24 protein-coding genes are annotated in these 24,953 nt (G+C 37.7%); 13 read left to right on the forward strand and 11 right to left on the reverse strand.

Annotation, left to right across the window (positions count from 1 at the left end):
- Positions 1-6 precede the first annotated feature (6 nt).
- From QSG86_RS09230 to gadC, 5 genes are all read left to right on the forward strand, one after another.
- Positions 7-1,137 (forward strand): toxic anion resistance protein, encoded by a 1,131-nt coding sequence (locus tag QSG86_RS09230; RefSeq protein WP_317031222.1) that lies wholly within the window; start codon positions 7-9, stop codon positions 1,135-1,137.
- Positions 1,138-1,151: 14 nt separating this feature from the next.
- The gene (locus tag QSG86_RS09235) at positions 1,152-2,078 is read left to right on the forward strand and encodes a hypothetical protein (protein ID WP_410487458.1); all 927 of its coding nucleotides are present in this window, start codon (positions 1,152-1,154) and stop codon (positions 2,076-2,078) included.
- 174 nt (positions 2,079-2,252) lie between these two features.
- On the forward strand, positions 2,253-3,818 hold the full coding sequence (ahpF, locus tag QSG86_RS09240; RefSeq protein WP_317031223.1) for an alkyl hydroperoxide reductase subunit F: 1,566 nt from the start codon (positions 2,253-2,255) through the stop codon (positions 3,816-3,818).
- A gap of 375 nt (positions 3,819-4,193) precedes the next feature.
- Positions 4,194-5,591: a glutamate decarboxylase gene (locus QSG86_RS09245; RefSeq protein WP_317031224.1), complete on the forward strand. Its 1,398-nt coding sequence runs from the start codon at positions 4,194-4,196 to the stop codon at positions 5,589-5,591.
- A 179-nt stretch (positions 5,592-5,770) separates the two neighbouring features.
- On the forward strand, positions 5,771-7,321 hold the full coding sequence (gene gadC / locus QSG86_RS09250) for a glutamate:gamma-aminobutyrate antiporter (RefSeq protein ID WP_317031225.1): 1,551 nt from the start codon (positions 5,771-5,773) through the stop codon (positions 7,319-7,321).
- Between the two features lie 266 nt (positions 7,322-7,587).
- On the opposite strand, the gene QSG86_RS09255 is transcribed toward gadC, so the two are convergent.
- Both QSG86_RS09255 and yegQ read right to left on the reverse strand, forming a co-directional pair.
- Positions 7,588-7,848 (reverse strand): YfhL family 4Fe-4S dicluster ferredoxin, encoded by a 261-nt coding sequence (locus QSG86_RS09255; protein WP_317031226.1) that lies wholly within the window; start codon positions 7,846-7,848, stop codon positions 7,588-7,590.
- 14 nt (positions 7,849-7,862) lie between these two features.
- Complete coding sequence (gene yegQ / locus QSG86_RS09260) at positions 7,863-9,260, reverse strand: tRNA 5-hydroxyuridine modification protein YegQ (RefSeq protein WP_317031227.1); 1,398 nt, start codon at positions 9,258-9,260, stop codon at positions 7,863-7,865.
- A gap of 406 nt (positions 9,261-9,666) precedes the next feature.
- On the opposite strand from yegQ, the gene QSG86_RS09265 reads away from it, so the two are divergent.
- Both QSG86_RS09265 and epmA read left to right on the forward strand, forming a co-directional pair.
- Positions 9,667-10,734, forward strand: coding sequence for a 4-phosphoerythronate dehydrogenase (locus QSG86_RS09265; RefSeq protein WP_317032721.1), 1,068 nt, complete (start codon positions 9,667-9,669; stop codon positions 10,732-10,734).
- Positions 10,731-11,708: an EF-P lysine aminoacylase EpmA gene (gene epmA / locus QSG86_RS09270; RefSeq protein ID WP_317031228.1), complete on the forward strand. Its 978-nt coding sequence runs from the start codon at positions 10,731-10,733 to the stop codon at positions 11,706-11,708. The genes QSG86_RS09265 and epmA overlap by 4 nt, the downstream gene beginning before the upstream one ends.
- A 162-nt stretch (positions 11,709-11,870) precedes the next feature.
- Here epmA and QSG86_RS09275 read toward each other — a convergent pair whose 3' ends face one another.
- Positions 11,871-12,659, reverse strand: a complete 789-nt coding sequence (locus tag QSG86_RS09275) for an rRNA large subunit pseudouridine synthase E (protein ID WP_317031229.1) — start codon at positions 12,657-12,659, stop codon at positions 11,871-11,873.
- A gap of 505 nt (positions 12,660-13,164) precedes the next feature.
- Here QSG86_RS09275 and QSG86_RS09280 point away from each other — a divergent pair.
- The 3 genes from QSG86_RS09280 to QSG86_RS09290 all read left to right on the forward strand — a co-directional run bounded on the left by QSG86_RS09280 (position 13,165) and on the right by QSG86_RS09290 (position 16,363).
- Positions 13,165-14,181: an aspartate carbamoyltransferase catalytic subunit gene (locus tag QSG86_RS09280; protein WP_317031230.1), complete on the forward strand. Its 1,017-nt coding sequence runs from the start codon at positions 13,165-13,167 to the stop codon at positions 14,179-14,181.
- Between the two features lie 10 nt (positions 14,182-14,191).
- Positions 14,192-15,427, forward strand: a complete 1,236-nt coding sequence (locus QSG86_RS09285; protein WP_317031231.1) for a dihydroorotase — start codon at positions 14,192-14,194, stop codon at positions 15,425-15,427.
- Between the two features lie 108 nt (positions 15,428-15,535).
- Positions 15,536-16,363 carry a Rossmann-like and DUF2520 domain-containing protein gene (locus QSG86_RS09290; RefSeq protein ID WP_317031232.1) on the forward strand — a complete coding sequence of 276 codons (828 nt, stop codon included), beginning with the start codon at positions 15,536-15,538 and terminating at the stop codon, positions 16,361-16,363.
- Positions 16,364-16,431: 68 nt separating this feature from the next.
- Here QSG86_RS09290 and trmB read toward each other — a convergent pair whose 3' ends face one another.
- A complete protein-coding gene (gene trmB / locus QSG86_RS09295; RefSeq protein WP_317031233.1) occupies positions 16,432-17,148 on the reverse strand; it encodes a tRNA (guanosine(46)-N7)-methyltransferase TrmB in 717 nt (238 codons plus the stop codon).
- A gap of 101 nt (positions 17,149-17,249) precedes the next feature.
- Positions 17,250-18,716 carry a SulP family inorganic anion transporter gene (locus tag QSG86_RS09300; protein WP_317031234.1) on the reverse strand — a complete coding sequence of 489 codons (1,467 nt, stop codon included), beginning with the start codon at positions 18,714-18,716 and terminating at the stop codon, positions 17,250-17,252.
- Between the two features lie 222 nt (positions 18,717-18,938).
- Between QSG86_RS09300 and QSG86_RS09305 the strand changes: the two genes are divergently transcribed.
- On the forward strand, positions 18,939-19,550 hold the full coding sequence (locus QSG86_RS09305; RefSeq protein WP_317031235.1) for a glutathione binding-like protein: 612 nt from the start codon (positions 18,939-18,941) through the stop codon (positions 19,548-19,550).
- A gap of 111 nt (positions 19,551-19,661) precedes the next feature.
- On the opposite strand, the gene QSG86_RS09310 is transcribed toward QSG86_RS09305, so the two are convergent.
- The 5 genes from QSG86_RS09310 to QSG86_RS09330 all read right to left on the reverse strand — a co-directional run bounded on the left by QSG86_RS09310 (position 19,662) and on the right by QSG86_RS09330 (position 22,470).
- The gene (locus QSG86_RS09310) at positions 19,662-20,447 is read right to left on the reverse strand and encodes a thiazole synthase (RefSeq protein WP_317031236.1); all 786 of its coding nucleotides are present in this window, start codon (positions 20,445-20,447) and stop codon (positions 19,662-19,664) included.
- Positions 20,448-20,459: 12 nt separating this feature from the next.
- A complete protein-coding gene (gene thiS, locus QSG86_RS09315) occupies positions 20,460-20,657 on the reverse strand; it encodes a sulfur carrier protein ThiS (protein ID WP_317031237.1) in 198 nt (65 codons plus the stop codon).
- Positions 20,658-20,671: 14 nt separating this feature from the next.
- The gene (locus tag QSG86_RS09320) at positions 20,672-21,037 is read right to left on the reverse strand and encodes a DUF423 domain-containing protein (RefSeq protein ID WP_317031238.1); all 366 of its coding nucleotides are present in this window, start codon (positions 21,035-21,037) and stop codon (positions 20,672-20,674) included.
- A gap of 187 nt (positions 21,038-21,224) precedes the next feature.
- Positions 21,225-22,094, reverse strand: coding sequence for an RNA polymerase sigma factor RpoH (rpoH, locus tag QSG86_RS09325; RefSeq protein ID WP_317031239.1), 870 nt, complete (start codon positions 22,092-22,094; stop codon positions 21,225-21,227).
- 142 nt (positions 22,095-22,236) lie between these two features.
- Positions 22,237-22,470 (reverse strand): sulfurtransferase TusA family protein, encoded by a 234-nt coding sequence (locus QSG86_RS09330; RefSeq protein ID WP_317031240.1) that lies wholly within the window; start codon positions 22,468-22,470, stop codon positions 22,237-22,239.
- Between the two features lie 374 nt (positions 22,471-22,844).
- Between QSG86_RS09330 and QSG86_RS09335 the strand changes: the two genes are divergently transcribed.
- Positions 22,845-23,060 (forward strand): cold-shock protein, encoded by a 216-nt coding sequence (locus QSG86_RS09335; protein ID WP_004782461.1) that lies wholly within the window; start codon positions 22,845-22,847, stop codon positions 23,058-23,060.
- Positions 23,061-23,160: 100 nt separating this feature from the next.
- The gene (gene rhlB, locus QSG86_RS09340) at positions 23,161-24,312 is read left to right on the forward strand and encodes an ATP-dependent RNA helicase RhlB (RefSeq protein ID WP_317031241.1); all 1,152 of its coding nucleotides are present in this window, start codon (positions 23,161-23,163) and stop codon (positions 24,310-24,312) included.
- Positions 24,313-24,379: 67 nt separating this feature from the next.
- Here rhlB and QSG86_RS09345 read toward each other — a convergent pair whose 3' ends face one another.
- On the reverse strand, positions 24,380-24,760 hold the full coding sequence (locus tag QSG86_RS09345; RefSeq protein ID WP_317031242.1) for a hypothetical protein: 381 nt from the start codon (positions 24,758-24,760) through the stop codon (positions 24,380-24,382).
- Positions 24,761-24,953: the final 193 nt, after the last annotated feature.

The following is a 24,953-nucleotide window of genomic DNA, read 5'->3' on the forward strand; positions in this document are numbered from 1 at the left end:
TAGGTTATGACAAATTCTGAACACTATGATCTGATGGCAACAATGTTATCGGCAGAGCAAAGCAAGGAAAAATTTGAGCAACTTGATTTGGCAGAAATCGGCTTAGAAACAACTGATTTTGAGCAGGTTTTGGCAGTACAACAAGATTTACAGCAATTAAGTTATCAAGGTATTGCAGAGTATGGTAAAAATATTGCAAAACAAACATCAGACTATACTGATGAATTATTGAATTTAGTACAAAATAAAGAGTTAGAAAGCACAGGTCAGAAACTGACTGAAGTCGTTCAAGTGGCACAGCAACTGAATAGTTCTAATCTCTTAAATCCAACTAAAAGTTCTGGATTTTTAGGTAAATTAATTAATAAAATGAAGGGTGCTAAGCAAAATTTTGCTATGGAATTTAGTACCACAAAACAGCAGCTTGATTTATTGATTCAAGAAGTAGAAGCATCTCAAGCGGGCCTGAAGTCACGTGTTGATACTTTGGAAAAAATGTTTTCTGCTGTAGAGCAGCAATATAAGCAGCTCGGGATCTATATTGCTGCAGGCAAAATTAAGCAATATGAACTACAGAATCATTTGAAAAAATTAAGTGATTTAGAACAAAGTCAAACGATTGTACAAAAAATTTATGATCTCAATCATCTTGCGAATACCTTAGAAAAACGTCTGAGTGATTTTCAAATTTTACAGCAATCTGCAATGCAATCGTTGCCTATGATTCGTATTATTCAGTCAAATAATATCATGTTGATTGATAAATTTTACGCTATTAAAAATATTACCATACCCGCATGGAAAAATCAGATCAGTTTGGCGATCTCATTAACGGAGCAAAAAAACAGTGTGGAATTAGCCAATCATATTGACGAAGCAACCAATGATATTTTACGTCGTAACGCTGATTTATTACATCAAAATTCAATTGATACAGCACGTGCAAATCAACGTTCAGTCATTGATGTGGCAACTTTGGAGCACGTACAAAATACTTTAATTAATACGGTGAATGATGTCATTAAAATTCAGAAAGAAGGGGTACAAAAACGTCTTGAGGCAACTGAACGTTTAAAACAACTGCAACAGAATTTAAATCAGCTTGTGATTGAGTCACAAGTAACATCATCCAGTTGAAGTACATTGAGGAGATGATATTGTCATTAGAGCAATATGCAGTAGATCCTGTGGCAATTCAAACGGGTATTGCACAAATTAAAAAGCGTTCACGCCAACTGGATATTTTAGCCATCTGTACCCTAACACTTTTTATTGTCAGTGTGATGGGATTATATCTACAGCAAGACTTAATATACGGTTTTTTTGGATTAACGACGGAAGTAAAACAGTTACATGTTCCTCTCAGTGCAGCGACTGTATTAAATGGATTAAATCAGACACCTGATTATTTTATGACTTTATTACGCTGGTTTGGTTGGTTTATTTTTAAACTATTTACCGCTTTCTTGGCGGCATTCTTTTTGATTCGTTTTTTTAAACGATTTAATTTTTTTGCACATCGTTTTAAATCTTTTGTATTAAAAACAGTAGGTTGGCTAATTGCATTTATTGTGGTTTGGTCTGGTTTAACGCTATTACAAGACCACAATAACCGTCAGAAAAACGATACCTATCAAAATATGATTCGTTATGATCAGCGTATTGAGCAAAGTGAAATGGCACAGTTTTTATCCAATTCAGATTTAAATACAACCATACAAGCTTATTTATTGGCTCAAACGGCCTTATTACATCAACCTGCTGATAAAAATAGTGCGATTCCTTATGTATTAACTTTAGTAAAGGCTGAAAAAAATGATGCTAAATTTATTGAATATGGTTTTCAACCCGCTCAATTATGGACAATGCAATATCAATTATATGGCCGGCCTTTAACTGCACTGGCACATTCTGTTGATCAACAAGCGAGTCAAGCGATACAACTCAGTCAATGGCTAAAAATTTTAATCTGGATCATCATGATCAGTAGTGCTGTGTTAACGCTAATATTGTTTTTGCTGGCACGAAATTTAAAGCAAAGAGTGATGAGGATTGAGCATAAGATCTCTTTACTATAGCGATATGTGAATGTAGATGTAATTTGGCATGGCAGGTTTTTAAACAGGATTAAGCTATTTTTCTTAATTTATAAAAACGATCAAATTGATAAATATAAACTGTTTTCACAATTATTGGGTTTATATTATGATATCCCTATTCACTACATAATGACGCCTTTGGAGATGTTAGCCATGTTAGATCAAAATACAACACAGCAATTAAAAGTACTACTTGAACGTCTAGAAGGGCCAATTGAGTTGGTTGCAACTTTAAATGACTCCGAAAAGTCAGATAAAATTAAAGAATTAGTGACTGAAATTGCAGCATTATCAGATCAAGTTAGTGCTCGTTTTGATGGTGATAATGCGCGTGTACCAAGCTTTGGTATTGCCAAAGCAGGTCAGCAACCACGTGTATTTTTTGCTGGTTTGCCGATGGGGCATGAATTCACTTCCTTAATTTTAGCCTTATTACAAACTTCTGGTTATGCACCAAAGGTTTCTGATGAGATGCTGAATAGTATTAAAAATTTAAACTTAACTGCAGATTTTGAAGTATTTGTCTCACTTAGCTGTCATAACTGTCCCGATGTGGTTCAGGCACTGAATTTAATTGCGATTTATAATCCACACACGACGGCAACCATGATTGATGGTGCATTTTTCCAAGATGAAGTTGAAGCACGTAAAATCATGGCCGTACCGATGGTGTTCCAAAATAATCAACATATCGGTCAGGGTCGTATGACACTGGAAGAAATTGTTGCCAAACTTGATCAAAATTCGGCAGCAAAAGAGGCGGCTAAAATTAATGCCAAAGATGCCTTTGATGTCTTAGTGATTGGTGGTGGACCTGCTGGAAATACCGCTGCAATTTATGCAGCACGTAAAGGGATTCGTACTGGTATTGTCGCTGAACGTATGGGAGGTCAAGTGATGGATACCATGGATATTGAAAACTTTACCTCAATACAAAAAACACAAGGGCCTAAATTTGCTGCTGAAATGGAAGCACATGTTCGTGAATATGGTGTTGATATCATTAATTTACAACGTGTTACACAGCTAAAAGGTGCTGATCAGACAGCCGATGGTTTGGTTGAAATCCAGTTAGACAGTGGCGCACAACTAAAATCAAAAACAGTAATTTTATCTACCGGTGCACGCTGGAGAGAAATGAATGTTCCTGGTGAGGCGGAATACCGTACTCGTGGTGTTGCATACTGCCCGCATTGTGATGGACCGTTATTTAAAGGTAAACGTGTTGCAGTAATTGGTGGTGGTAACTCTGGAGTTGAAGCAGCGATTGATCTTGCGGGGATTGTAGAACATGTGACATTGATTGAATTTGATACCAAATTACGTGCAGATCAAATTTTACAAGATAAGTTAAACAGTTTAAGCAATACAACCGTCATTAAAAATGCCTTATCAACAGAGGTGGTCGGTGATGGCAGTCAAGTCACTGCTTTAAAATATCAAGACCGTGCTACCAATGAAATCAAAACATTACAACTTGCTGGGATCTTTGTACAAATTGGTTTATTGCCAAATACAGATTTTCTGAAAGGCAGTGAGGTTGCACTTTCCAATCGCGGCGAAATCATAATTAATGAACGCAATGAAACCAATGTAAAAGGTGTATTTGCAGCAGGTGACTGCACCACTGTTCCATATAAGCAGATTATTATTGCTTCTGGTGAAGGTGCTAAGGCGTCATTATCTGCTTTTGATTATATGATTCGTTCTGGACAGTAGTACAGGCCAATATAGTGTCATTGATATAATATTAATTTCTTTTTTAAAGGAGCGTTGTTTGCTAACACATCGCTCCTTTTTTTATGGGGGATCGATTGCGACAAATAACCAGAGAGTTAATGCAATGACATGCTGCTTATTATCGGTATAACTCAGTTTCTGTTTGCGCAAATGACGGATATTTATCATTTTACAATAATAGTATAGCTTGTTTTTGTAGGTGTTTTGGTATTGTGCCTAGCTATTTTCTATTTTATTGAATATATATTAAGTGATATTTGTATAAAAATTAGCGTTAACAACAGTTCATAAAATAACCCAACGATAAATTAATAAAATTCTTTGTTGATTCTTATGGTGTAATAAGGAGATATTGTGAGTAAAACAACATTAAATTCAGATTATAGTATATTGGATGATATTTATAGTTCATCCGATTTAAGTCACACATTAGCAAAAACTAAATTTCCAACAAAAGAAGCTAATCCAAGAAATGTCTTTAGTGCAATTCGTGATGAATTAATGCTAGATGGTAATTCTAGACAAAATTTAGCCACATTTTGTCAAACTTGGGTAGATGATGAAATTCGTCAACTTATGGATTTATCAATTGATAAAAATATGATTGATAAAGATGAATATCCACAAACTGCAGAAATTGAAAATCGTTGTGTACATATGTTGGCAGATTTATGGAATTCTCCCGATCCGCTAAATACATTAGGCTGTTCGACGATTGGTTCTTCAGAGGCTGCCATGTTGGGTGGTCTGGCACTGAAATGGAGATGGCGTAAAAAGCGTTTGCAACAAGGAAAATCAACCGATAAACCTAATCTAATTTGTGGTCCAGTACAAATTTGTTGGCATAAATTTGCCCGTTATTTTGATGTGGAGTTAAGGGAAATTCCTTTAGAGGGCGATCGTTTAATGATGAGCCCTGAAGAAGTTCTTAAACGTGTTGATGAAAATACGATTGGCGTTGTACCGACTCTAGGGGTAACATTTACCTGTCAATATGAACCGGTAAAAGCAGTGCATGATGCTTTAGATCAATTGGAAAAGGATACAGGTCTTGATATCCCGATTCATGTTGATGGTGCCAGTGGTGGGTTTTTAGCACCGTTTTGTGCACCTGATATTGAATGGGATTTTCGTTTACCGCGTGTAAAATCGATCAACTCATCTGGCCATAAATTTGGTTTAGCCCCTTTAGGTGCCGGTTGGGTGGTTTGGAGAGAGGCCCAAGATCTTCCTGAAGAATTAATTTTTAATGTAAATTATCTGGGAGGGGATATGCCTACATTTGCATTAAACTTTTCACGCCCAGGTGGACAGATTATTGCACAGTATTATAATTTCTTACGTCTTGGACGTGAAGGTTATGCAAAAATTCATAATGCATGCTACACAACAGCAGAATATCTTGCCGCGGAAATTGCCAAACTTGGTCCTTTTGAGATGATTTTTGATGGTGATCGTCAAACAGGAATTCCAGCAGTCGCATGGAAGTTAAAACAAAATGTGAATGTCAATTATAGTTTATATGATATCGCAGATCGACTACGTAGTCGTGGTTGGCAGGTTCCGGCTTATTCTATGCCAGCAAACCGTGAAGATTTAGTTATACAACGTATTTTAGTCCGTCATGGTGTGAGTTTGGATTTAGCATCATTATTAATTGCTGATTTTAAGCGCACTTTAGATTATTTTGATAAACATCCTGTAAGTGAACCATTGACTGAAAAAGAATCAGGTTCTTTTAAGCATACATAAAATCACGATCTAAGTAAGGTTAAAATATATTTTAACCTTACGACTATTATTCTTAAATCTCATTATTATTGATTATTTTTAAATCATATTGAGTGATCTAAATCAAAGTGTAGCTGTTTAATTTTTTTAATAATATTAGAGATTTATTTATTTTCACTGAACGTATTGGAAGAATATGTATGGAAAGTACAATAAAAAGTCCAGCGCCCAAACAGCTTACATTACTCGGTTTTTTTGCCATTACTGCCTCAATGGTCATGGCTGTTTATGAATATCCTACCTTTGCAACCTCAGGTTTTAGTCTAGTCTTTTTCTTATTATTGGGTGGTATTCTGTGGTTTATTCCAGTGGCCTTATGTGCTGCAGAAATGGCGACAGTTGAAGGTTGGGAAGAAGGTGGAATTTTTGCTTGGGTATCAAATACATTAGGAGAGCGATGGGGATTTGCAGCAATTTCTTTTGGTTACTTGCAAATTGCTGTGGGCTTTATTCCGATGTTATATTTTGTGTTAGGTGCTTTATCCTATATTCTCAATTGGCCAGAGTTAAATACCGATCCTATTGTTAAAACGGTTGCAGCCTTAGCGATTCTATGGGTTTTGGCATTAACACAATTTGCAGGAACTAAATATACGGCTTTAATTGCCAAGATTGGTTTTTTTGCAGGTATTTTACTACCCGCTGTTATTTTGGTTGTTTTAGCGATTAGTTATTTGGTGAGTGGTGCACCACTGGCGATTGAAATAAGTAGTGCGACTTTTTTTCCTGATTTTACCCAAATTGGCACATTGGTTGTTTTTGTCGCTTTTATTTTAAGTTATATGGGCGTTGAAGCATCAGCAACACATGTCAATGAAATGAAAAACCCTGGTAAAGATTATCCTTTGGCGATGTTACTACTGATGATTGTGGCTATTTGTCTTAGCTCAATAGGAGGACTATCTGTTGCAGCCGTCATTCCACAAAATGAAATTAATCTATCCGCAGGAGTAGTTGAAACTTTTCATCAGTTGATTATTCACTTTAATCCTACATTGGATTGGGCTGTGCGTATTATTGCTGCATTACTGTTACTGGGTGTATTGGCAGAAATTGCGGCCTGGATTGTTGGTCCATCTCGAGGGATGTATGTTGCTGCACAAAAAGGAATCTTGCCGCAAAGCTTTGCCAAGGTCAATAAAAATGGCGTACCCGTTACATTGGTGATATCTCAATTATTGATTACCACTATTGGTATTGTCGTATTGACAAATACAGGCGGTGGAGGGAATATGTCTTTCCTGATCGCACTGGCATTGACGGTTGTTATTTATTTATGTAGCTATTTTATGTTGTTTTTAGGCTATATTCATTTGATTCGTAAACAACCTGAAAAAAAACGTGTCTTTAATATTCCTGGCGGTAAGACCTTTAAAATTATGGTCGCAGTATCGGGTTTGATCATTTCAATCATTGCATTTATTGTGTCTTTTTTTCCACCAAGTTCATTGGCGAGTACAGCACAGGATGACATTTATGTAACCTTGTTGGTGGTCTGTTTTATGATCATTTTTTTACTGCCTTTTATTATTTATGCGTTACACAATAAACAAGGTAAAACCACCAATGCATCTTTAACACATATTAAAATGCACAATGCACCCGAGGGACACTTTTTTATTCATCCACGAGCACGTCCAACCCATCACTTAACCATTGAGGATGAAAAAAACATAGAGGATCCCAAATAGTCATTGATGATACGACTTAATGGTCAATCATATCGTTGGTATGATTTAGTCACATGGTTTAGTCTCATGATTGAGCTATAAAATGATGGATAAAAGTATTCAGTGAGCTGTATATAGACCATGATCTGATTTTACAGTAAGCAATAAAAATCGATTGAATCTATCAGATAATATACGACAAGCTTAAACATAAATCATCAGGGGGTATGCTTGACATGCCCCCTTATCAACATGTCCTATTTACTATTAATTTTTTATTTGCTTTCTCAGCATGATTGCTGAAACAGATTTAAACGATGAAATTTTTCGATAAGTTGTTGTTGATTTTCCTTATGACAAGGATGCGTAATAATACAATCAATCGGACATACGGAAACACAGGTTTGATGATCATAAAAACCAACACATTCCGTACAGCGCTCAATATCAATTTGATAAATTTTTTCACCTTCATAAATGGCATCATTTGGGCATTCAGGTAAGCACATATCACAATTAATACATTGATCTGTAATCAGTAAAGCCATGACATGCTCCTTATTTAAGTGGCTTGATAGGCCAGTGCTGCTGCCGTAATATCTGTAGATGATGTGGGTAAATTACGAATTAATAAGGCATAACGCATATTGACATCTGCAGGTATTGGAATATCAACGATATGTCCAGAGCCTTTGGCTTCTGTTATTGCTTGTCCCTTTTGGTTTTTAATTTCGGTTAAGTTAAAGGTGATATTGCCTGAAGTTGTCATCAATTCTAATGAGTCACCGACCACAAAACGATTCTTGACATCGATTCTCATATAGTCACCGTGACGTTGTAAAACTTCACCACAAAATTGTTGATGATCAAAACGCGAAGAGCCTGTTTGATAGTTTTGATATTCACTGTGTACATGACGACGTAAAAAACCTTCGGTATAACCACGATTGGCTAGACCCTCTAGTTGTGTCATCAATGCTGGATCAAATGCTTTACCATGCTGAGCATCATCAATAGCTTTACGATAAATTTGTGCAGTACGTGCACAATAAAAATAAGACTTGGTACGTCCTTCGATTTTGAGTGAATGTATGCCAATTTTAATTAAACGATCTACATGTTGTACGGCACGGAGATCTTTTGAGTTCATAAAATAGGTGCCGTGCTGATCTTCTTCGGCAGCAAACATATCCTCGTCATCACGCTGAAGTAATACTGGCTCTTTAAATTGATGTTGTGCTATAGCATGTTGTTGATCATGATCCTGTTTTTGGCAGCATGATGTTTCCTCTATAAATTCAGTGGCAATAACATCACCAGTTTCATTTTCATGTGCTGGATGAATTTTATATTGCCAGCGGCAGGCATTGGTACATGCACCTTGATTGGCATCACGTTTGTTCATATAGCCAGAAAGTAGGCAACGACCGGAATATGCCATACATAGTGCACCATGTACAAACACCTCAATTTCCATATCGGGAACATGATTTTTAATTTCTTCAATTTCATCAATTGATAATTCGCGTGATAAAATCACACGTGTTAGTCCCATATTTTTCCAAAATTTAACCGTTGCCCAATTGACTGCATTGGCTTGAACGGATAAATGTATAGCAATCTCTGGAAAATTTTCACGGACCAGCATAATTAAGCCCGGATCTGACATAATCAGTGCATCAGGTTGCATGGCAATAATCGGAGTTAAATCGCGAATAAAATTTTTAAGTTTAGAGTTGTGTGGTTGAATATTCACCACGACATAAAACTTTTTACCAAGCTGATGTGCTTCTTGAATACCAATTGCTAAATTATCGTGGTCAAAGGCATTGTTGCGAACGCGTAAACTATAACGTGGTTGACCAGCATAAACAGCATCTGCACCATAGGCAAACGCATAGCGCATATTTTTTAGTGAACCTGCTGGTGAAAGTAGCTCTGTAATGTGAGTAATGCTCATGATAAACACAAAGGCTTAAAAAAATTATGTGTTTATTGTAGAGATGTTAAAATAGGATTCAACCTAGTAAATTACTCGGATTTATAGAATTTTAGGTACTGATCCAATATGATTGCTTATAATTTTTTGCTTAAAATTGAGCTAAAAACGATGAGTTTTGCTTATATCATTACTGCACATCAAATTGAAATTTTTTACTGATTTAAGCCTAGAAAGCATTTATCTAAGCTATAGTCATGTGCAGGATGTCTACTGAATATATAAATACATAAATGCACGATGATCGTTATAGATCAAGACGATGAACAGTAAAAAATGATGAAATAAGCGTAGTTTTGTATCGTGGTAAAATTGATATCTTAGCAGGGTAGAGTATGATAATACTAGGATTGATATGGAATGCATGATGAAAATTATTGCAGACGAAAATTTAGCATTTACAGAATACTTTTTTTCTGATTTTGGTGAAATCTCTCAACATGCTGGGCGTACGCTAAGCCATCAAGATGTACAAGATGCAGATGTATTGTTGATACGTTCTGTGACTCAAGTTGATGCAGATTTAATTAATAATTCATCTTTAAAATTTATTGGTAGCGCCACGATTGGAACAGATCATTTAGATCAACAGGCGATCGAGCAACAACATATTGCATGGTCTAATGCGGCGGGTTGTAATGCTCAGGCGGTAGCAGAATATGTAATTAGCGCACTTTTACATCTAAAACCTGATTTACTTGATTTAGAGCAGCAGTTTACGTTAGGTATTGTTGGATTAGGCAATGTCGGTTCTCGTTTAGCCACCATGGCAATGTTGTTAGGTTGGAAAGTGATTGCTTATGATCCATTTGTACAATCTTCAGATGTTGTACAAGTGTCATTTACAGAACTGTTAAAGACTGCGGACGCGATTTCGATACATGTTCCTCTAACTCAAACCGGTCGTTTCCCAACCTATCATTTATTTAACACCGATACTTTTGCCCAGATGCCAGCACAGACCATGCTGATTAATTCTGCACGTGGTGCGGTGGTTGAAGAAATGGCACTGATGGCAGATATCGATCAGACACAACGTCAAGTCGTATTGGATGTATTTGAACATGAACCTGAAATTTCACTAGATTTGTTAAATCGACTTAGTCTCGCTACCCCACATATTGCGGGGTATAGTTTGGAAGGCAAGGCTCGTGGTACACAAATGATTTATGAAGCATTTTGTCGAGTCTTTTCTTATACAGCGGATAAACAGTTTACGCGTCAATTGCCATTATGCGAACCCTATTTTCAGCATAGTGACCTCAAGCAAAGTTTAAAACAGTATTTGTCAGAAATTTATGATATTGCTCGGGACGATCAGCAGCTACGTGCATGTGTAAAAGATGGAAAAGTCGATGCAAAAGCATTTGATTATTTACGTAAAACTTATCCATTACGTCGTGAGTGGGCTGCATATGGAGGGCCTCAAGCATGAATTTAGCGCATTATCAACCTACTTGTGATTTAAAGACGATGCGTGCACGTGCCCAGATGTATACCCAGATACGTCAGTTTTTTGCTGAGCGAGATGTACTGGAGGTTGAAACACCTGTTTTATCACAGGCGGGTGTAACAGATATGCACTTGGCTTCAATCGCTGCTTATCGACATGTAGCAGGAAAAGCACAGACGCATTATTTGCAGACGTCACCTGAATTTGCTATGAAACGATTATTGGCCAGTGGCAGTGGACCGATTTATCAGATTTGCAAAGTGTTCAGAGATGATGAGCATGGGCGTAAGCACAATAGCGAATTTAGCATGCTGGAATGGTATAGACCTGAAATGAGTCTAAAAGCATTAATGCTTGAAGTGACAGATTTATTAAATGTGACTTTAAAACATCGTTTTGTTGAAGTTCGTCCGATGGTATTGAGTTATAAACATGCTTTTATGGATCGTTTAGATTTAAATCCGTTACAAGCAACACTACCGCAGCTTAAAGAGTGTTGTCAGCGAGTCGGTTTGGACCTTGATTTGGCAGATGACCGTTTAGGATATATTGATTTATTATTTTCTCATTTTGTTGAACCTAGTTTGGGGTTTGATACGCCTGTATTTTTGACTGATTTTCCTGCTGAATTAGCCTCTTTGGCTAAAACACGACAAGATGATGATGGGGAATGGGTTGCAGCGCGTTTTGAACTGTATATTGAAGGTTTAGAATTGGCCAATGCTTATGATGAATTAATCGATGCAGATATATTGCGTGGACGTTTTGAAGCAGATAATTTACAGCGTAAAAAATCCGGTTTAACGGTGATGCCAGTAGATGAGTATTTACTGGCAGCTTTATCTCATATGCCGCAATGTTCGGGTATTGCATTGGGGTTGGATCGTTTATTGATGGTGGCCACGCAACAATTAAGCTTGCAGCAAGTCATTACTTTTCCTGCCGAGATTTCATGATTTGCAGTCAAACTTAAACCGTATGGTTTTATATGACTAAAATAAACCACCAGTCAAACATAGTCTGGAAGATAGGCATAAAAGTCAGTCATTCTGACTTTTATGCTGAGATATCGAGAATATTTTAAACGGTTCAGTGATAATTAATCTTTGTAGGACAGATTATCGTGCATTTCGACCACGGCCACGTGGTGTTTTTGTATTGGGGCGTGTCGTACCATTGGTTTTGCGACGTGGTTTTTCACTATCATCCATTTGCCAAATACGTTTGGTACCCGATTTTTTCACTGAACCATCTTTATTTTTACGAACCATTGGTTTACCGCCAGTACCCCCTGGTTTTTTAACATAAGAGCGTGAACGATATGGTTCTTCAGCAGGGATATTCTGGAAGTCTGGATAGAGCAAAGGTTCAATTTCTTTGGTTTCACCAGGTTGTAATTGCATATTAATTAAATCGATATTGCCAATTCTCGTACGAATTAAACGTAGTGTTGGATAACCTACCGCTGATGTCATACGACGAACTTGACGGTTACGTCCCTCACAAATTGAAATCTCAATCCAAGATGTTGGGATCGATGCACGAAAACGGACAGGTGGCGTACGCTCCCATAACCATTCAGGTTCAGTCACTTTTTCGGCACGCGCAGGTAGCGTCATACCATCTTTTAACTCAACACCTTGACGTAATTGCGCCAAGGCTTCTTCTGTGACATCGCCTTCGATTTGTACTAAATATGTTTTAAATTTTTTATTGGCAGGATTGGTGATATATTGATTTAAGCCACCGTGGTCGGTTAAAAATACCAAACCCTCGGAATCCATATCTAGGCGACCAGCAAGGCGTAAGTCTTTATCATTGACGAAATCTGCCATGGTTTGATGTTTTTCATCCGGACGAAACTGGGAGAGTACGCCATAAGGTTTATTGAGAATAACTATTTTCACGTTAACCAACTAATATATCAATAAAAAGAAATGTTTGAGCAGCGTTTCTATATTTAGAAAAAGAGCAGCAAAAGAAAGTTTATCAGATGCGGATACTATAGCAGATTATGAATTAGGCGTTTAATTTTAATTGAAAATCATCAAATAAATATCATGATTTACTATTTTATAGTATTGAATTTATTGACTTTAAACTATAGTTAATTTTTTGTGGTCAATTCGTATAGAGCATGATTATGCTTGAGTGCTACCCTAGGTATCGTACCAAAGATCCGCTCACAAATACGTCATGCTAATAGAATTGTATTGATATTCAACACGAAAATGAATTGTAATCGATTATTTTAATCGATTTAATTTAAAATATATAATTGATATTTAAGTTTTAAATAGGGTTTTTAATTTAAAACTTTCCAGCTGTTTTCTAGATTTGGCTCATCGTTGGTCTGCCAATCAGATTTGATTCTCTGTATAATGTGTTAACTTAGCTGATCAGGAATCCATCATGCATTTGGCGGCATTACACTCTCCGAGCCAGATTCAACTTAATCAATACGGAAACCTAAAGCATTTTTTGACTATTGAAGGTCTATCTAAAGAAGTTCTTATAAAAATATTGGACACTGCGGCGTCCTTTTTTAATGACCAAAATCAGCTGATGACCAATAATTTACTCGAAGGTCGTACGGTCATGAATTTATTTTTTGAAAATTCTACCCGTACTCGAACAACTTTTGAAGCAGCTGCAAAACGTCTTTCTGCCAATGTACTTAATATCGATATTGCACGTTCAAGTACCTCAAAAGGTGAAACCTTAAGAGATACCTTATGGAATCTTGAAGCAATGGCAACAGATATTTTTGTGGTTCGTCATTCTTCATCTGGTGCGGCCCATTTTATTGCCAAGGATGTTTGTCCGCATGTCGCGATTATTAATGCTGGTGACGGACGACATGCACATCCAACACAAGCCATGTTAGATATGTTGACGATTCGTCGGACCACACAAAAAGATTTTGCCGAGATGTCGATTGCGATTATCGGTGATATTAAACATTCACGTGTTGCCCGTTCAGATGTTGCTGCACTACAGACCTTGGGATGTCAGGATATTCGTATTATTGCACCCAATACATTATTACCGTATGGTTTTGATGACTATGGTGATGGCATTCGTTTATTTAATAATATGAATGAAGGCATTCAAGATTGCGATGTGATTATAACCTTACGAATTCAAAATGAACGTATTGATTCACCCGCATTATCTTCTCAAGCTGAATTCTATAAAATGTATGGCTTAAATCAAGAACGTTTAGCATTGGCTAAACCCGACTGTATTGTGATGCATCCTGGTCCAATGAATCGAGGCGTAGAGATTGATTCCAGTATTGCAGATGGCCCGCAATCTGTCATTTTGCAACAAGTGACTAATGGTATTGCAGTACGTATGGCAGTATTGGCTTTATCGATGCAAGGTCAATTGCAAGAGCAGGGTTTATTAGAAGCGATGATGGTTTAAGGAGACACTCATGAGTATCGTCAAAATTGAAAATGTACGTGTCTTAGATCCGATTCAGCATACCGATGAAATTAAAACTGTCTTTATTGAAAATGGGCAGTTTGTCGCTGAGTCTGATCAGGTGGTTACAACCATTAACGGTCAGGGAAAATGGTTAATGCCAACGATGGTTGACTTATGTGCCCGTTTACGTGAACCGGGACAACAGCAACATGGTACATTAAAATCTGAAGGTAAAGCGGCACGCGATAATGGTATCTTACATGTATTTACCCCACCAGATTCTAAACCGATTGTACAAGACAATGGTGCATTGATACATGGTCTGGTAGAAAAGGCGATGTTAGATGGTGGTATCTATTTACAGGTGATCGGTGCACAAACCCAAGGCTTGCTAGGTAAACAGCCTGCGAATATGGCCAGTTTAAAGAAAGGTGGATGTAGTGCAGTATCGAATGCTAATGCCGCTTTTGCAGATGATGATGTTGTCATCCGTACTTTAGAATATGCGGCTGGTCTAGATATGACAGTTGTCTTCTATGCCGAGGAACCACAAATTGCCAAAGATGGCTGTGTGCATGAAGGATTTATTGCATCTCGTCAAGGTTTACCGATGATTCCTGCTTTGGCTGAAACAGTTGCGATTGCCAAATATCTTTTAATGATTGAAGCGACTGGTGTACGTGCCCACTTTGGTTTATTGTCCTGTGGCGCTTCGGTTGAGTTGATTAAAATTGCCAAAGATAAAGGTCTTCAAGTTACCTGTGATGTTGCAATGCATCAATTACATCTTACAGAGCAACTGATAGATGGATTTAATGCATTGGCACATGTTCGTCCGCCATTGCGCTCTGAACAGGATAAAATACGACTGCGACAAGGGGTTAAAAGTGGTGTGATTGATGCCATTTGTACGCATCATGAACCTTTGAGTAGTTCAGCAAAAATGGCACCTTTTGCAGAGACTTTATCTGGATTCACGGCATTTGACAGTTATGTGCCATTTGGTATTGAATTAATCCAGCAAGGTCTATTAAGCCCTTTAGAATGGGTGGAAAAAGTGACTGTTGCACCAGCAAAAGTAGCACAAATGTATGATCGGTGGTTAAGCGAACTGGGCTGGGTATTGATTGATCCTGAATACCAATGGACCTTAAACAAAGAAAATATAATTTCAAATGGTAAAAATACACCATTAATTAATCAACAGGTTACAGGAAAAGTATTACAAACATTTGTGGCATAAGCTGTATCCTCTATATTAGCCAGCTTCGGCTGGCTTTTTTTGTGGATTTTAATGTCATACTTGATTGGGGTATATACAGCATAACAAGCTTAGGTGGTGATAGCACAAATGAAAATTGGTTTAATCGGATCGGGGCGTGTTGCAACACATTTAGCCTGTAAGTTACAACAGCAGCACCAAATCATGCAAGTTTATAGTCGTGATAAAGTGCATGCTGAACACTTGGCGATACAAGTTCAAGCGATGCCAATTGATGATTTAAAACAGTTTGATTTAGCTTTAGAGCTCCTGATTATTTGTGTTAGTGACAGTGCAATTGTGCATATCGCAGAACAATTGGCACAGTGTCAGATCAATGCTTTGGTGGTGCATACTTCTGGCAGTACATCTCTAGATGCATTGTCAAATCTCGCCCGCCATGGCGTATTTTATCCGTTACAAACCTTTAGTCTGGATAGCCCAGTTGATTGGGGAAATACGCCGTTATTGATTGAAGCACGGCATACAGAGGATCATCTGCTTTTGACTCAGTTAGCTCAGCAGTTGAGTACACGGGTGTATGCTTATAGTTCTGAACAACGACTGAGTTTACATTTGGCGGCAGTATTTGCCTGTAATTTTACCAACTACTGTTATGATATGGCACAGCAAGTCGTGGCTCAACATCAAGTTGATTTTGCACTACTGCATCCTTTAATTTTGACTACGGCACAGAAAGTGACCCAGATGGATGCGAAGACAGCGCAAACGGGACCTGCGGTACGTGCTGATCAGCATATTTTAGCAATGCATCAAGCTTTGTTAGCCAATTCGGCCATGGCTGACTTTGGTCAGATCTATCAGCTGATGAGTCAAGCGATTGTACAGCGTCACAAGCCTGACCATAATCCTATGCCGCGTATTGCAGCAACAGACGTTGATCATATGGCTAAATAGATTGTGAATATTGAGGTAACTATTCAATCACAGGCAGGCAGGATACCTGCCTGTGATATATTGCGGGACTATTTAATTTTCTTAAATAGAAAATCATTAATTTTGTGGCCAGACTCTAAACCACGGCGTTCAAATTTTGTTTGCGGACGCCATTCTGGACGCGGATAACTGTGTCCTTTACCCGCTAAATTCTCTAAACATGGGCGCTGATCTAAAATATCAAGCATCCATTCAGCATAAGGCTCCCAATCCGTTGCAGCATGGAAGGTACCATTTAATTCTAATTTTTGTTCAACCAAAGCCATACGCTCATGTATGACAAAACGGCGTTTAAAATGGCGTTTCTTTTGCCAAGGATCAGGGAAGTACAGTTGTACACAGTTAATACTGTTATCTGGCATTTCACGCAGGACTTGAATCGCATCTGCATCAAGCACACGTAAGTTGGTGACACCAGCCAGACCCGCTTCATAAACACATTGTGCAATACCAGGCACATGTACTTCAATACCAACAAAATTGCGCTCAGGATTGGCTTTTGCCATCAAGACCAACGAACGTCCCATGCCAAAGCCAATTTCTACCGTGAGTGGACGCTCAGGATGCTCAAATTGTTGGCGTAAATCACCGACAGGATATTCCAAAATTAAGTGAGCATATTGTTCAAGCGCAGTACGTTGAGATGTATTTAATGGAGATGAACGACGCATGAAAGTGACAATTTCACGATGTTCGTTCAGGTTGTCCAGCTCTACAACTTGCTGGTCTAATAAATCGTTCGACATAATTTGGGCAGATTAAAACTCGAAAGCGGTATTTTAAGACCTCAGCAGACGAAGTCAAACGATTTTATTTTCAGTCATGAAATTTATCGAGATGGTGGTGCTCACTTGATGGTCGTCAATGCAGTATGAAGATGGGGGTAAAGGTGTGTCTGACGGTTAGATTGTAATCCAATTAACTGTACAACCGTACCTTGGGCCTGAAATTGGCCAATCACATCATTTAGTATATTCATTGAAGTCATATCCCACAGTTGAGCATGACTTAAATCAATTTCAACATATTGTAAGTCCTGATTGAAATCAAAAGCATTGAATAACTTTTCCGCACTACTAAAAAAAATTTGTCCAGAAATAAGATAACGGTAGTGCTGTGGATGAATTTTCAGCACATTAATCTGCAAGGTGTGTTCTAAACGATAAATCATACAGAGTGCTGATAACAGTACGCCAACCAATACGCCTAAAGCAAGATTATGTGTATATAACACAATAGCAATGACCAGAATCATAATCAGATTAAATGAAAGGGGATGATGATGAAATGTCTTCACCGATTGCCACTGAAATGTGGTGATGGCAACCATAAGCATAATTGCCACAATGGCAGCCATGGGAATATAGGCTAACCAATCCTTAAAAAATACCACCATAAACAGTAAAGATAGGCCTGCAATCAATGTGGATAAGCGTGTTTTTGCACCAGATCGAACATTAATCATTGATTGTCCAATCATAGCGCAGCCAGCCATTCCGCCCATAAAGCCACTCACAATATTGGCATAACCTTGTCCGCGGCATTCTAGGTGACGGTCGGCTTGAGATTGGGTCATTTCATTAATGACGTTGGTGGTCATCATGGTTTCTAACAGACCTACGAGGGCAAGCGTCACTGAATAAGGAAAAATGATGGCCAGTGTTGTAAAATTAATCGGGATTTGTGGAATTAAGAAAATGGGTAAAGTTTCTGGGAAATGTCCTAAGTCACTGACCATACGTGTATCTGTACCGAGGAAAAACACCAGCGCACTTAAGATGATGATGCAAATAAAAGGAGAGGGGATACTTTTACCAATTTTAGGTAGATATGGAAACAAATAAATAATCGCTAAACCGAAGGCGACAGAACAATAGCCAAAATAATTCATTTGGCTTAATTCGCTAAACTGCGCAATAAAAATTAAAATTGCTAAGGCATTTAAAAAACCATAAATCACAGATTGAGAAACAAAGCGCATGAGTCTCGCAATTTGCATATAGCCTGCAATGACCTGAATGATCCCTGTTAAAATGGTGGCTGCGAGTAAATATTGTAATCCATGTTCTTTCACAAGTGTAATCATTAACAGTGCTAGGGCGCCTGTTGCCGCAGAAATCATGGCTGGACGACCACCTAGAAAGGCAATGCTAATTGCAATGCAAAAAGATGCATATAAGCCGACCTGTGGATCGACACCTGCAATTGCGGAAAAAGCAATTGATTCTGGAATCAGTGCAAGTCCAACCACCAGACCTGCTAAACTGTCACGCGGTATATTGGAAAACCATTCTGCTTTTTGAAGATGAATCACAGCCAATTGTTCATAAATCTTGGAAGCGCGCTATATTAAAGTAATTCAACTGTAAAAATCAGTATTTTATACTTGAAAAATTTATATTTTTAAACAATATTGATAGATGTAGCACGATTTGTATGCAGATGTTTTTTTGCAATTTTATAGGTTTCATTACTTGAAAGTTCAATAGAATCAAGATAAAACATTGAAAAGAGATAGAAATAACAAGGATTAGCGATGAAACTTTATTATGCTCCAGGTGCTTGCTCGTTGGCAGCTCATATTATTTTAAATGAAATTAACGTTGATTTTGATCTCGAAAAAGTAAATTTAAAAACACATCAGACTGAAAAAGGTGTGAACTATTATGATATTAATGCAAAAGGATATGTGCCAGCACTGGAAATTAATCCAGGCTTAATTTTAACTGAGAATGTGGCAATTTTACCATTTCTTGCACAACATGATCCTAAGCAAGATCTGATTCCACCTTCAGGACTTGGCCGTGCTAAGGTACTAGAGTGGTTGGGTTATCTCAATTCTGAACTACACGATGCTTATGCGGTATTTTTTGCAGCAACTTTAGATGAGGAGGCAAAACAAAAGGCTTATGCAGAAATTGATCGACTCCTCCATTATATTGATCAAACGATGAGTCAGTCAGATCATGACTATTTGGTAGATGATAATTTTGGGCCAGCAGATGCTTATTTATTTGTGATCACCAATTGGTCGAAGCTGATTCAACATGATTTAACCCCATATCCGCATATTGTCGCATTACGCGATAAAGTGGCTCAGCGTCAATCGGTGCAAATTGCAATGCGCGATGAAGGATTAATTGCTTGATTTTAAATTTATAAATCCATCATGCATGATGGATTTTGCACATGATTATGCAGAAAACCACTCATGGCTATTTGAGTGGTTTTAAATTTGAAAAACCTTGTAGCACACTGATTATTTAAAGAAATAACCTGTTTCAGGTGAACTGGCATTGGCCATACGTTTAGCAGGCATACGTCCAGCTAGGTATGCTTCACGTCCAGCTTCCACTGCTTTTTTCATCGCAGAAGCCATTAGAACTGGATGTTGTGCAGCAGCAATAGCAGTATTCATTAACACACCATCACAGCCAAGTTCCATAGCAATCGCTGCATCACTTGCTGTACCCACCCCAGCATCAACCAGTACGGGGACTTTCGCATTTTCTTTAATAATCGCTAGAGTATGTGGATTTAAAATACCCAGTCCTGAGCCAATTAAACTTCCTAATGGCATAATGGCAACACATCCCATACTTTCCAGCTCTTGTGCAACAATAGGATCATCTGAAGTATAGACCATAACTTCGAATCCATCTTCAATCAGAGTTCGTGCTGCTTTTAGGGTTTCTGTCACATGTGGATATAAGGTTTTTTCATCACCCAATACTTCTAATTTAACCAGATTATGACCATCAAGAAGCTCACGTGCTAACATACAAGTACGCACAGCACTATTGGCATCAAAACAACCCGCCGTGTTGGGTAAAATGGTATATTTTTCTGGCGGAATGACTGAAAGTAAATTCGGCTGTTCAGGGTGTTGGCCAATATTTACACGACGAATAGCAACTGTCACAATTTCAGCGCCACTGGCTTGAATCGCTAGACCTGTTTCATTGAGATCTTTATATTTACCTGTACCTACGAGTAGGCGAGATTGAAATGTACGTGAACCTATTGTTAAGGTTGAATCTTCCATGGGTGCTCCAAATTAACCGCCACCGACGGCATGAATAATCTCTATTTTATCATTTTCTTGCAGAATGACCTGTGCGAGCTTACTTTTGGCAATAATCATCTCGTTACATTCTACGGCAAAACGTTTTCCTTCCAAGGAAAGATGTTGAATCAATTCCAGAAGGGTTGAGCATTGTGTATTTTGCTGTTCGCCATTTAAATAAATTTGCATGGGTTTAACCTATTTTATTTGACATATTTAAATGCATTCCAAGCCAAGACCAACCACCCTAAAATCATCAATGCGCCACCGATAGGGGTAATGGCACCGAGACCCCGTGGTAATCCTAAAGCCATAATGTAGAGTGAGCCGCAGAATAAAAAAATACCGACTTGAATCAAAATAAAACTGGATTTGATGGGAAGTTGCGGAATCACCTTGGCAATGATTCCGAGGGCGAGTAGTCCTAATGCATGGTAAAAGAAATAATCTGTTGCTGTTTGCCACCATGCGATTTGAGCTTCTGTTGCGCGTGTTTTTAAGCCATGTGCACCGAATGCGCCTAATAGAACAGCAAAGACTAAATTTAAAGCAGCAATACCTATCCACATAATCGAATTCTAACGGCCAAACAATTTGTGATAAACATAACATAGCTCGACCCGATCAAGAAAGCCTTAAATGTATTTTGCTCTATTTGGTCATCGCTGTATGATTAGAATGAAATGTATAAAAATTTTATGTAAAAAATAAAAGGAAATTTTATTAAATTTCCTTTTATATCATGAGGCAATGAGTTTAATTAGATGACATGGCTGTTTTGATTTTTTCCATGGCATTTTTTTCTAACTGACGAATACGTTCCGCAGAAACATTATATTCGGCAGCAAGTTCATGTAGGGTTGATTTATCATCATCTAACCAGCGACGTTGTAAAATATTACGAGAGCGATCATCAAGTTGTTCCATTGCATCGTGTAATGCAGAGGTGCTTTGTTCTTCATAATCTTCATTTTCAGCCAAACGTGCTGGATCGTAGCGATTATCTTCTAAATACAATGCTGGCGCGACATAGCTTGAACCTTCATCGTCATCATCACCAGATGCTTCAAATGCAGCATCATAGGCCGTCAGACGTCCTTCCATTTCAAGCACTTGTTCTGCGGTGACGTTTAAATCATTTGCGATGGATTGCGCTTCTTCAAGCGTTAATTTTTTACTTGATTTTTTTAGACTTCTTAAATTAAAAAATAACTTACGCTGTGCCTTTGTGGTGGCAATTTTGACAATACGCCAGTTACGAATCACATATTCATGTATTTCGGCTTTAATCCAGTGGACTGCAAAAGAGACTAAACGAACGCCCATGTTTGGGTCAAAACGTTTTACTGCTTTCATCAGACCCAAATTACCTTCTTGGATTAGGTCTCCCTGAGGTAGGCCATAACCTGCATAGCTTCGTGCGATATGTACCACAAAACGTAAATGAGACATGACCAGCATTTTTGCAGCATCTAGATCTTGGTCATAAAAATAGCGCTCGGCCAACTCTTTTTCTTGTTCGGCCGTTAAAATCGGGATTTGATTGACAGTACTAATATAGGCACCGAGATTCGCACCTGGTGTCGATAATGACAGGGGCATCAATTGATTGCTGCTGTCACTCATGTTTTCTCCTTATAGGATGGGTGGTTGAATTACCAATAATCTATCTTAATGCCAATATCATCAACTGGAGAAGATGATATGGGTGAAGAAATGTAAATTTTAATGTTAATTATGAATGAAATAAGAACTTAAAAAATGCCAATTAGATCACAATTACATAGTGGAATTCATGTTCAGAAATCTGTATAGCTTCACAGCTTATTTGATGAATTTGGCAATAGCGTAAAACATCTTGTAAGCTATGTGGATCTGAAGATTTAAGTAAGAATTTATGAAAGTCCTGATTTTTTAGTGATTTTTTAAGCATTAATAATGGCATAGGACAAGGTTTTCCCATTGCATCAATGACATTAATTGGTATTTCAATCTCACTCATGTGTAACGTTTAAAATAGGTGAATATCTGGATATTATATAGTAACAAATTGATTGTGGAAGTAAAAAATAAAATTACTTAAATTTGAGTAAGATATAAACATAAAATAAATATATAACTGAAATAATTAAAATTAAGGAATATATATAAAAAAATTCTATTAATTGTCACAAACCCGTGTTAATCTCAGTGCACAGTAGCTTTTTAACAATGTAAGTTGTTAGAAAGTTACTTTAAATATGGATGTAACCGGGATTTTGTTAATAGTTTCACAGAATGATTACAAGATTAGAAATAATAATTATTTTTAACCCTTGTTTGTCTGCTGTTTGCAACACCGGGTGGTCCTTTTATGAAATCAATGAGGATTAACTTATGACAGCTGCTCGCGAACAAGGCGTAGTAAAATGGTTTAACGACACTAAAGGCTTTGGTTTTATTCAACGCAATGGCGGTGATGATGTATTTGTTCACTTCCGTGCAATCCAAGGCGAAGGCCACCGTTCACTTCGTGACGGTCAACGCGTTGAATTCAGCGTAGTTAAAGGTCAAAAAGGCTTTCAAGCTGAAGAAGTTCAGCCATTAGACTAATTTTTATATTGGTCTGAGGAAGACGCCCCAATGTATATTGGGGCGTTTTTTGTTTATAATGCAGCAGATTTTATTCACAGATGAGTGAGAGCATATTCATATGTCAGCTGGTTTTGAAACCTTAAATTTACATCCTGATTTGAAAAAAGCGATTGATGCACTGGGCTTTACCACCATGACGCCAATTCAACAAAAGGTTTTAAAATATACATTGGCAGGGCATGATGCGATTGGCAGAGCTCAAACAGGTACTGGAAAAACAGCCGCTTTTTTAATTAGTATCATTAATGATTTGTTGACAAATCCGATACAGGAACAACGTTATCGTGGTGAGCCACGGGCTTTGATTCTGGCACCTACTCGTGAGTTGGCTTTGCAAATTGAAAGTGATGCACGATTATTGACCAAATATACCCAGTTAAAATTGGTGACGTTATTGGGTGGTGTTGATTTTGATAAGCAAACATCATTATTGGATAAAAATTTTGTTGATATTATTGTTGCAACACCAGGACGTTTGATTGATTTGGTAGAACAAAAACAAGTTTGGTTAGATCAAATTGAGTTTTTGGTTATTGACGAGGCTGATCGTTTACTGGATATGGGCTTTATTCCATCGGTTAAACGAATTGTCCGTTATTCACCTCGTAAAGAGCAGCGCCAAACACTGATGTTTTCTGCGACCTTTAATTATGATGTTTTAAATCTAGCACAGCAATGGTTATTTGAACCCGTTACAGTGGAGATTGAACCTGAAAAGAAAACCAATGCTGATGTTGAGCAGCGCGTTTATATGGTTGCTGGTGCAGATAAATATAAATTATTACAAGATATCTTGCGTGATGAACCTATCGATAAAGTAATGATTTTTGCTAATCGTCGCGATCAGGTACGTCGTTTATATGATCATTTAAAAAAGGATGGTTATAAGGTCGTGATGTTATCTGGTGAAATTGCACAAGATAAACGCCTTAAAATGTTAGAGCAATTTAAAAGTGGTAAACAAAATATCATGATTGCGACAGATGTGGCAGGGCGTGGCATTCATGTTGATGGTGTATCGCATGTGATTAATTTTACTTTGCCAGAACAGTCTGATGACTATGTGCATCGTATTGGTCGTACAGGGCGCGCTGGTACGCGTGGCGTGAGCATTAGTTTTCTATCGGAAGATGATGCCTTTTATTTGCCTGAAATTGAGAAAGCGATTGGGCAGAAGCTTCCATTGACACGTTTGGATGGTTATTGTTAAGCCATCATCGACGAATCGTGTTTTTTGGATGTAAATTAAAAGTGCCGCAATAGATGCGGCATTTTTGTTAACGGCTGCCTTTGCATTGAAAGTTCAGTGTGGTTTGATAGTCGTCATCTGAGGCAATCGAGGTATTACTGCCTGAAATTTTACCAATGACGGTTGTCGCTGCCTCAATCAGTTTACCTGTTTCTTGATCTACTACGCCTTGTAATACACCATTATAGGTGGTTTTTTCACTGACCACGATAGTTGTGGCTTGACCACAAGTTTTATTGGCGGCATTGATGGCATTGTTCTTTGCAATAATGCTGGTTTTACCCAAACCCGTAACTTCAAACAGGTTGTTTTCTTTTTGGATGGCAATAGTATGGTTTTGAGGTGTTGAGGTACATGCAGCAAGTAATATTATGGATAAAGTCGTTAGTGTATATACGATTTTTTTCATGATTTTCTCTATAGTTACGCTCTTATTGGTCATATCTTGCATGATTTAAATTTAAGATAAAACTAAAAAAATGTATAAAAACTTAGTGTTATTGTATTTGTCGTGCTTCAAATGAGGTTGTTGATGAATTTATGGCGATTTTTTTTAGGTTTATGCTAATCTAAGTTTTCATTTCGTTTAGGTATTTTTTATT

The sequence above is a fragment of the Acinetobacter sp. SAAs474 genome (assembly GCF_032823475.1).
Lineage (GTDB): Bacteria > Pseudomonadota > Gammaproteobacteria > Pseudomonadales > Moraxellaceae > Acinetobacter.

Excerpts from the sequence above, each read along its gene's own strand:
- QSG86_RS09230 (WP_317031222.1), top strand. The coding sequence starts at position 7 with ATGACAAATTCTGAACACTATGATCTGATGGCAACAATGTTATCGGCA.
- QSG86_RS09235 (WP_410487458.1), top strand. The coding sequence starts at position 1,152 with ATGATATTGTCATTAGAGCAATATGCAGTAGATCCTGTGGCAATTCAA.
- ahpF (WP_317031223.1), top strand. The coding sequence starts at position 2,253 with ATGTTAGATCAAAATACAACACAGCAATTAAAAGTACTACTTGAACGT.
- gadC (WP_317031225.1), top strand. The coding sequence starts at position 5,771 with ATGGAAAGTACAATAAAAAGTCCAGCGCCCAAACAGCTTACATTACTC.
- QSG86_RS09255 (WP_317031226.1), bottom strand. The coding sequence starts at position 7,848 with ATGGCTTTACTGATTACAGATCAATGTATTAATTGTGATATGTGCTTA.
- yegQ (WP_317031227.1), bottom strand. The coding sequence starts at position 9,260 with ATGAGCATTACTCACATTACAGAGCTACTTTCACCAGCAGGTTCACTA.
- QSG86_RS09265 (WP_317032721.1), top strand. The coding sequence starts at position 9,667 with ATGAAAATTATTGCAGACGAAAATTTAGCATTTACAGAATACTTTTTT.
- epmA (WP_317031228.1), top strand. The coding sequence starts at position 10,731 with ATGAATTTAGCGCATTATCAACCTACTTGTGATTTAAAGACGATGCGT.
- QSG86_RS09280 (WP_317031230.1), top strand. The coding sequence starts at position 13,165 with ATGCATTTGGCGGCATTACACTCTCCGAGCCAGATTCAACTTAATCAA.
- QSG86_RS09285 (WP_317031231.1), top strand. The coding sequence starts at position 14,192 with ATGAGTATCGTCAAAATTGAAAATGTACGTGTCTTAGATCCGATTCAG.
- QSG86_RS09290 (WP_317031232.1), top strand. The coding sequence starts at position 15,536 with ATGAAAATTGGTTTAATCGGATCGGGGCGTGTTGCAACACATTTAGCC.
- trmB (WP_317031233.1), bottom strand. The coding sequence starts at position 17,148 with ATGTCGAACGATTTATTAGACCAGCAAGTTGTAGAGCTGGACAACCTG.
- QSG86_RS09305 (WP_317031235.1), top strand. The coding sequence starts at position 18,939 with ATGAAACTTTATTATGCTCCAGGTGCTTGCTCGTTGGCAGCTCATATT.
- QSG86_RS09310 (WP_317031236.1), bottom strand. The coding sequence starts at position 20,447 with ATGGAAGATTCAACCTTAACAATAGGTTCACGTACATTTCAATCTCGC.
- thiS (WP_317031237.1), bottom strand. The coding sequence starts at position 20,657 with ATGCAAATTTATTTAAATGGCGAACAGCAAAATACACAATGCTCAACC.
- QSG86_RS09320 (WP_317031238.1), bottom strand. The coding sequence starts at position 21,037 with ATGTGGATAGGTATTGCTGCTTTAAATTTAGTCTTTGCTGTTCTATTA.
- rpoH (WP_317031239.1), bottom strand. The coding sequence starts at position 22,094 with ATGAGTGACAGCAGCAATCAATTGATGCCCCTGTCATTATCGACACCA.
- QSG86_RS09330 (WP_317031240.1), bottom strand. The coding sequence starts at position 22,470 with ATGAGTGAGATTGAAATACCAATTAATGTCATTGATGCAATGGGAAAA.
- QSG86_RS09335 (WP_004782461.1), top strand. The coding sequence starts at position 22,845 with ATGACAGCTGCTCGCGAACAAGGCGTAGTAAAATGGTTTAACGACACT.
- rhlB (WP_317031241.1), top strand. The coding sequence starts at position 23,161 with ATGTCAGCTGGTTTTGAAACCTTAAATTTACATCCTGATTTGAAAAAA.
- QSG86_RS09345 (WP_317031242.1), bottom strand. The coding sequence starts at position 24,760 with ATGAAAAAAATCGTATATACACTAACGACTTTATCCATAATATTACTT.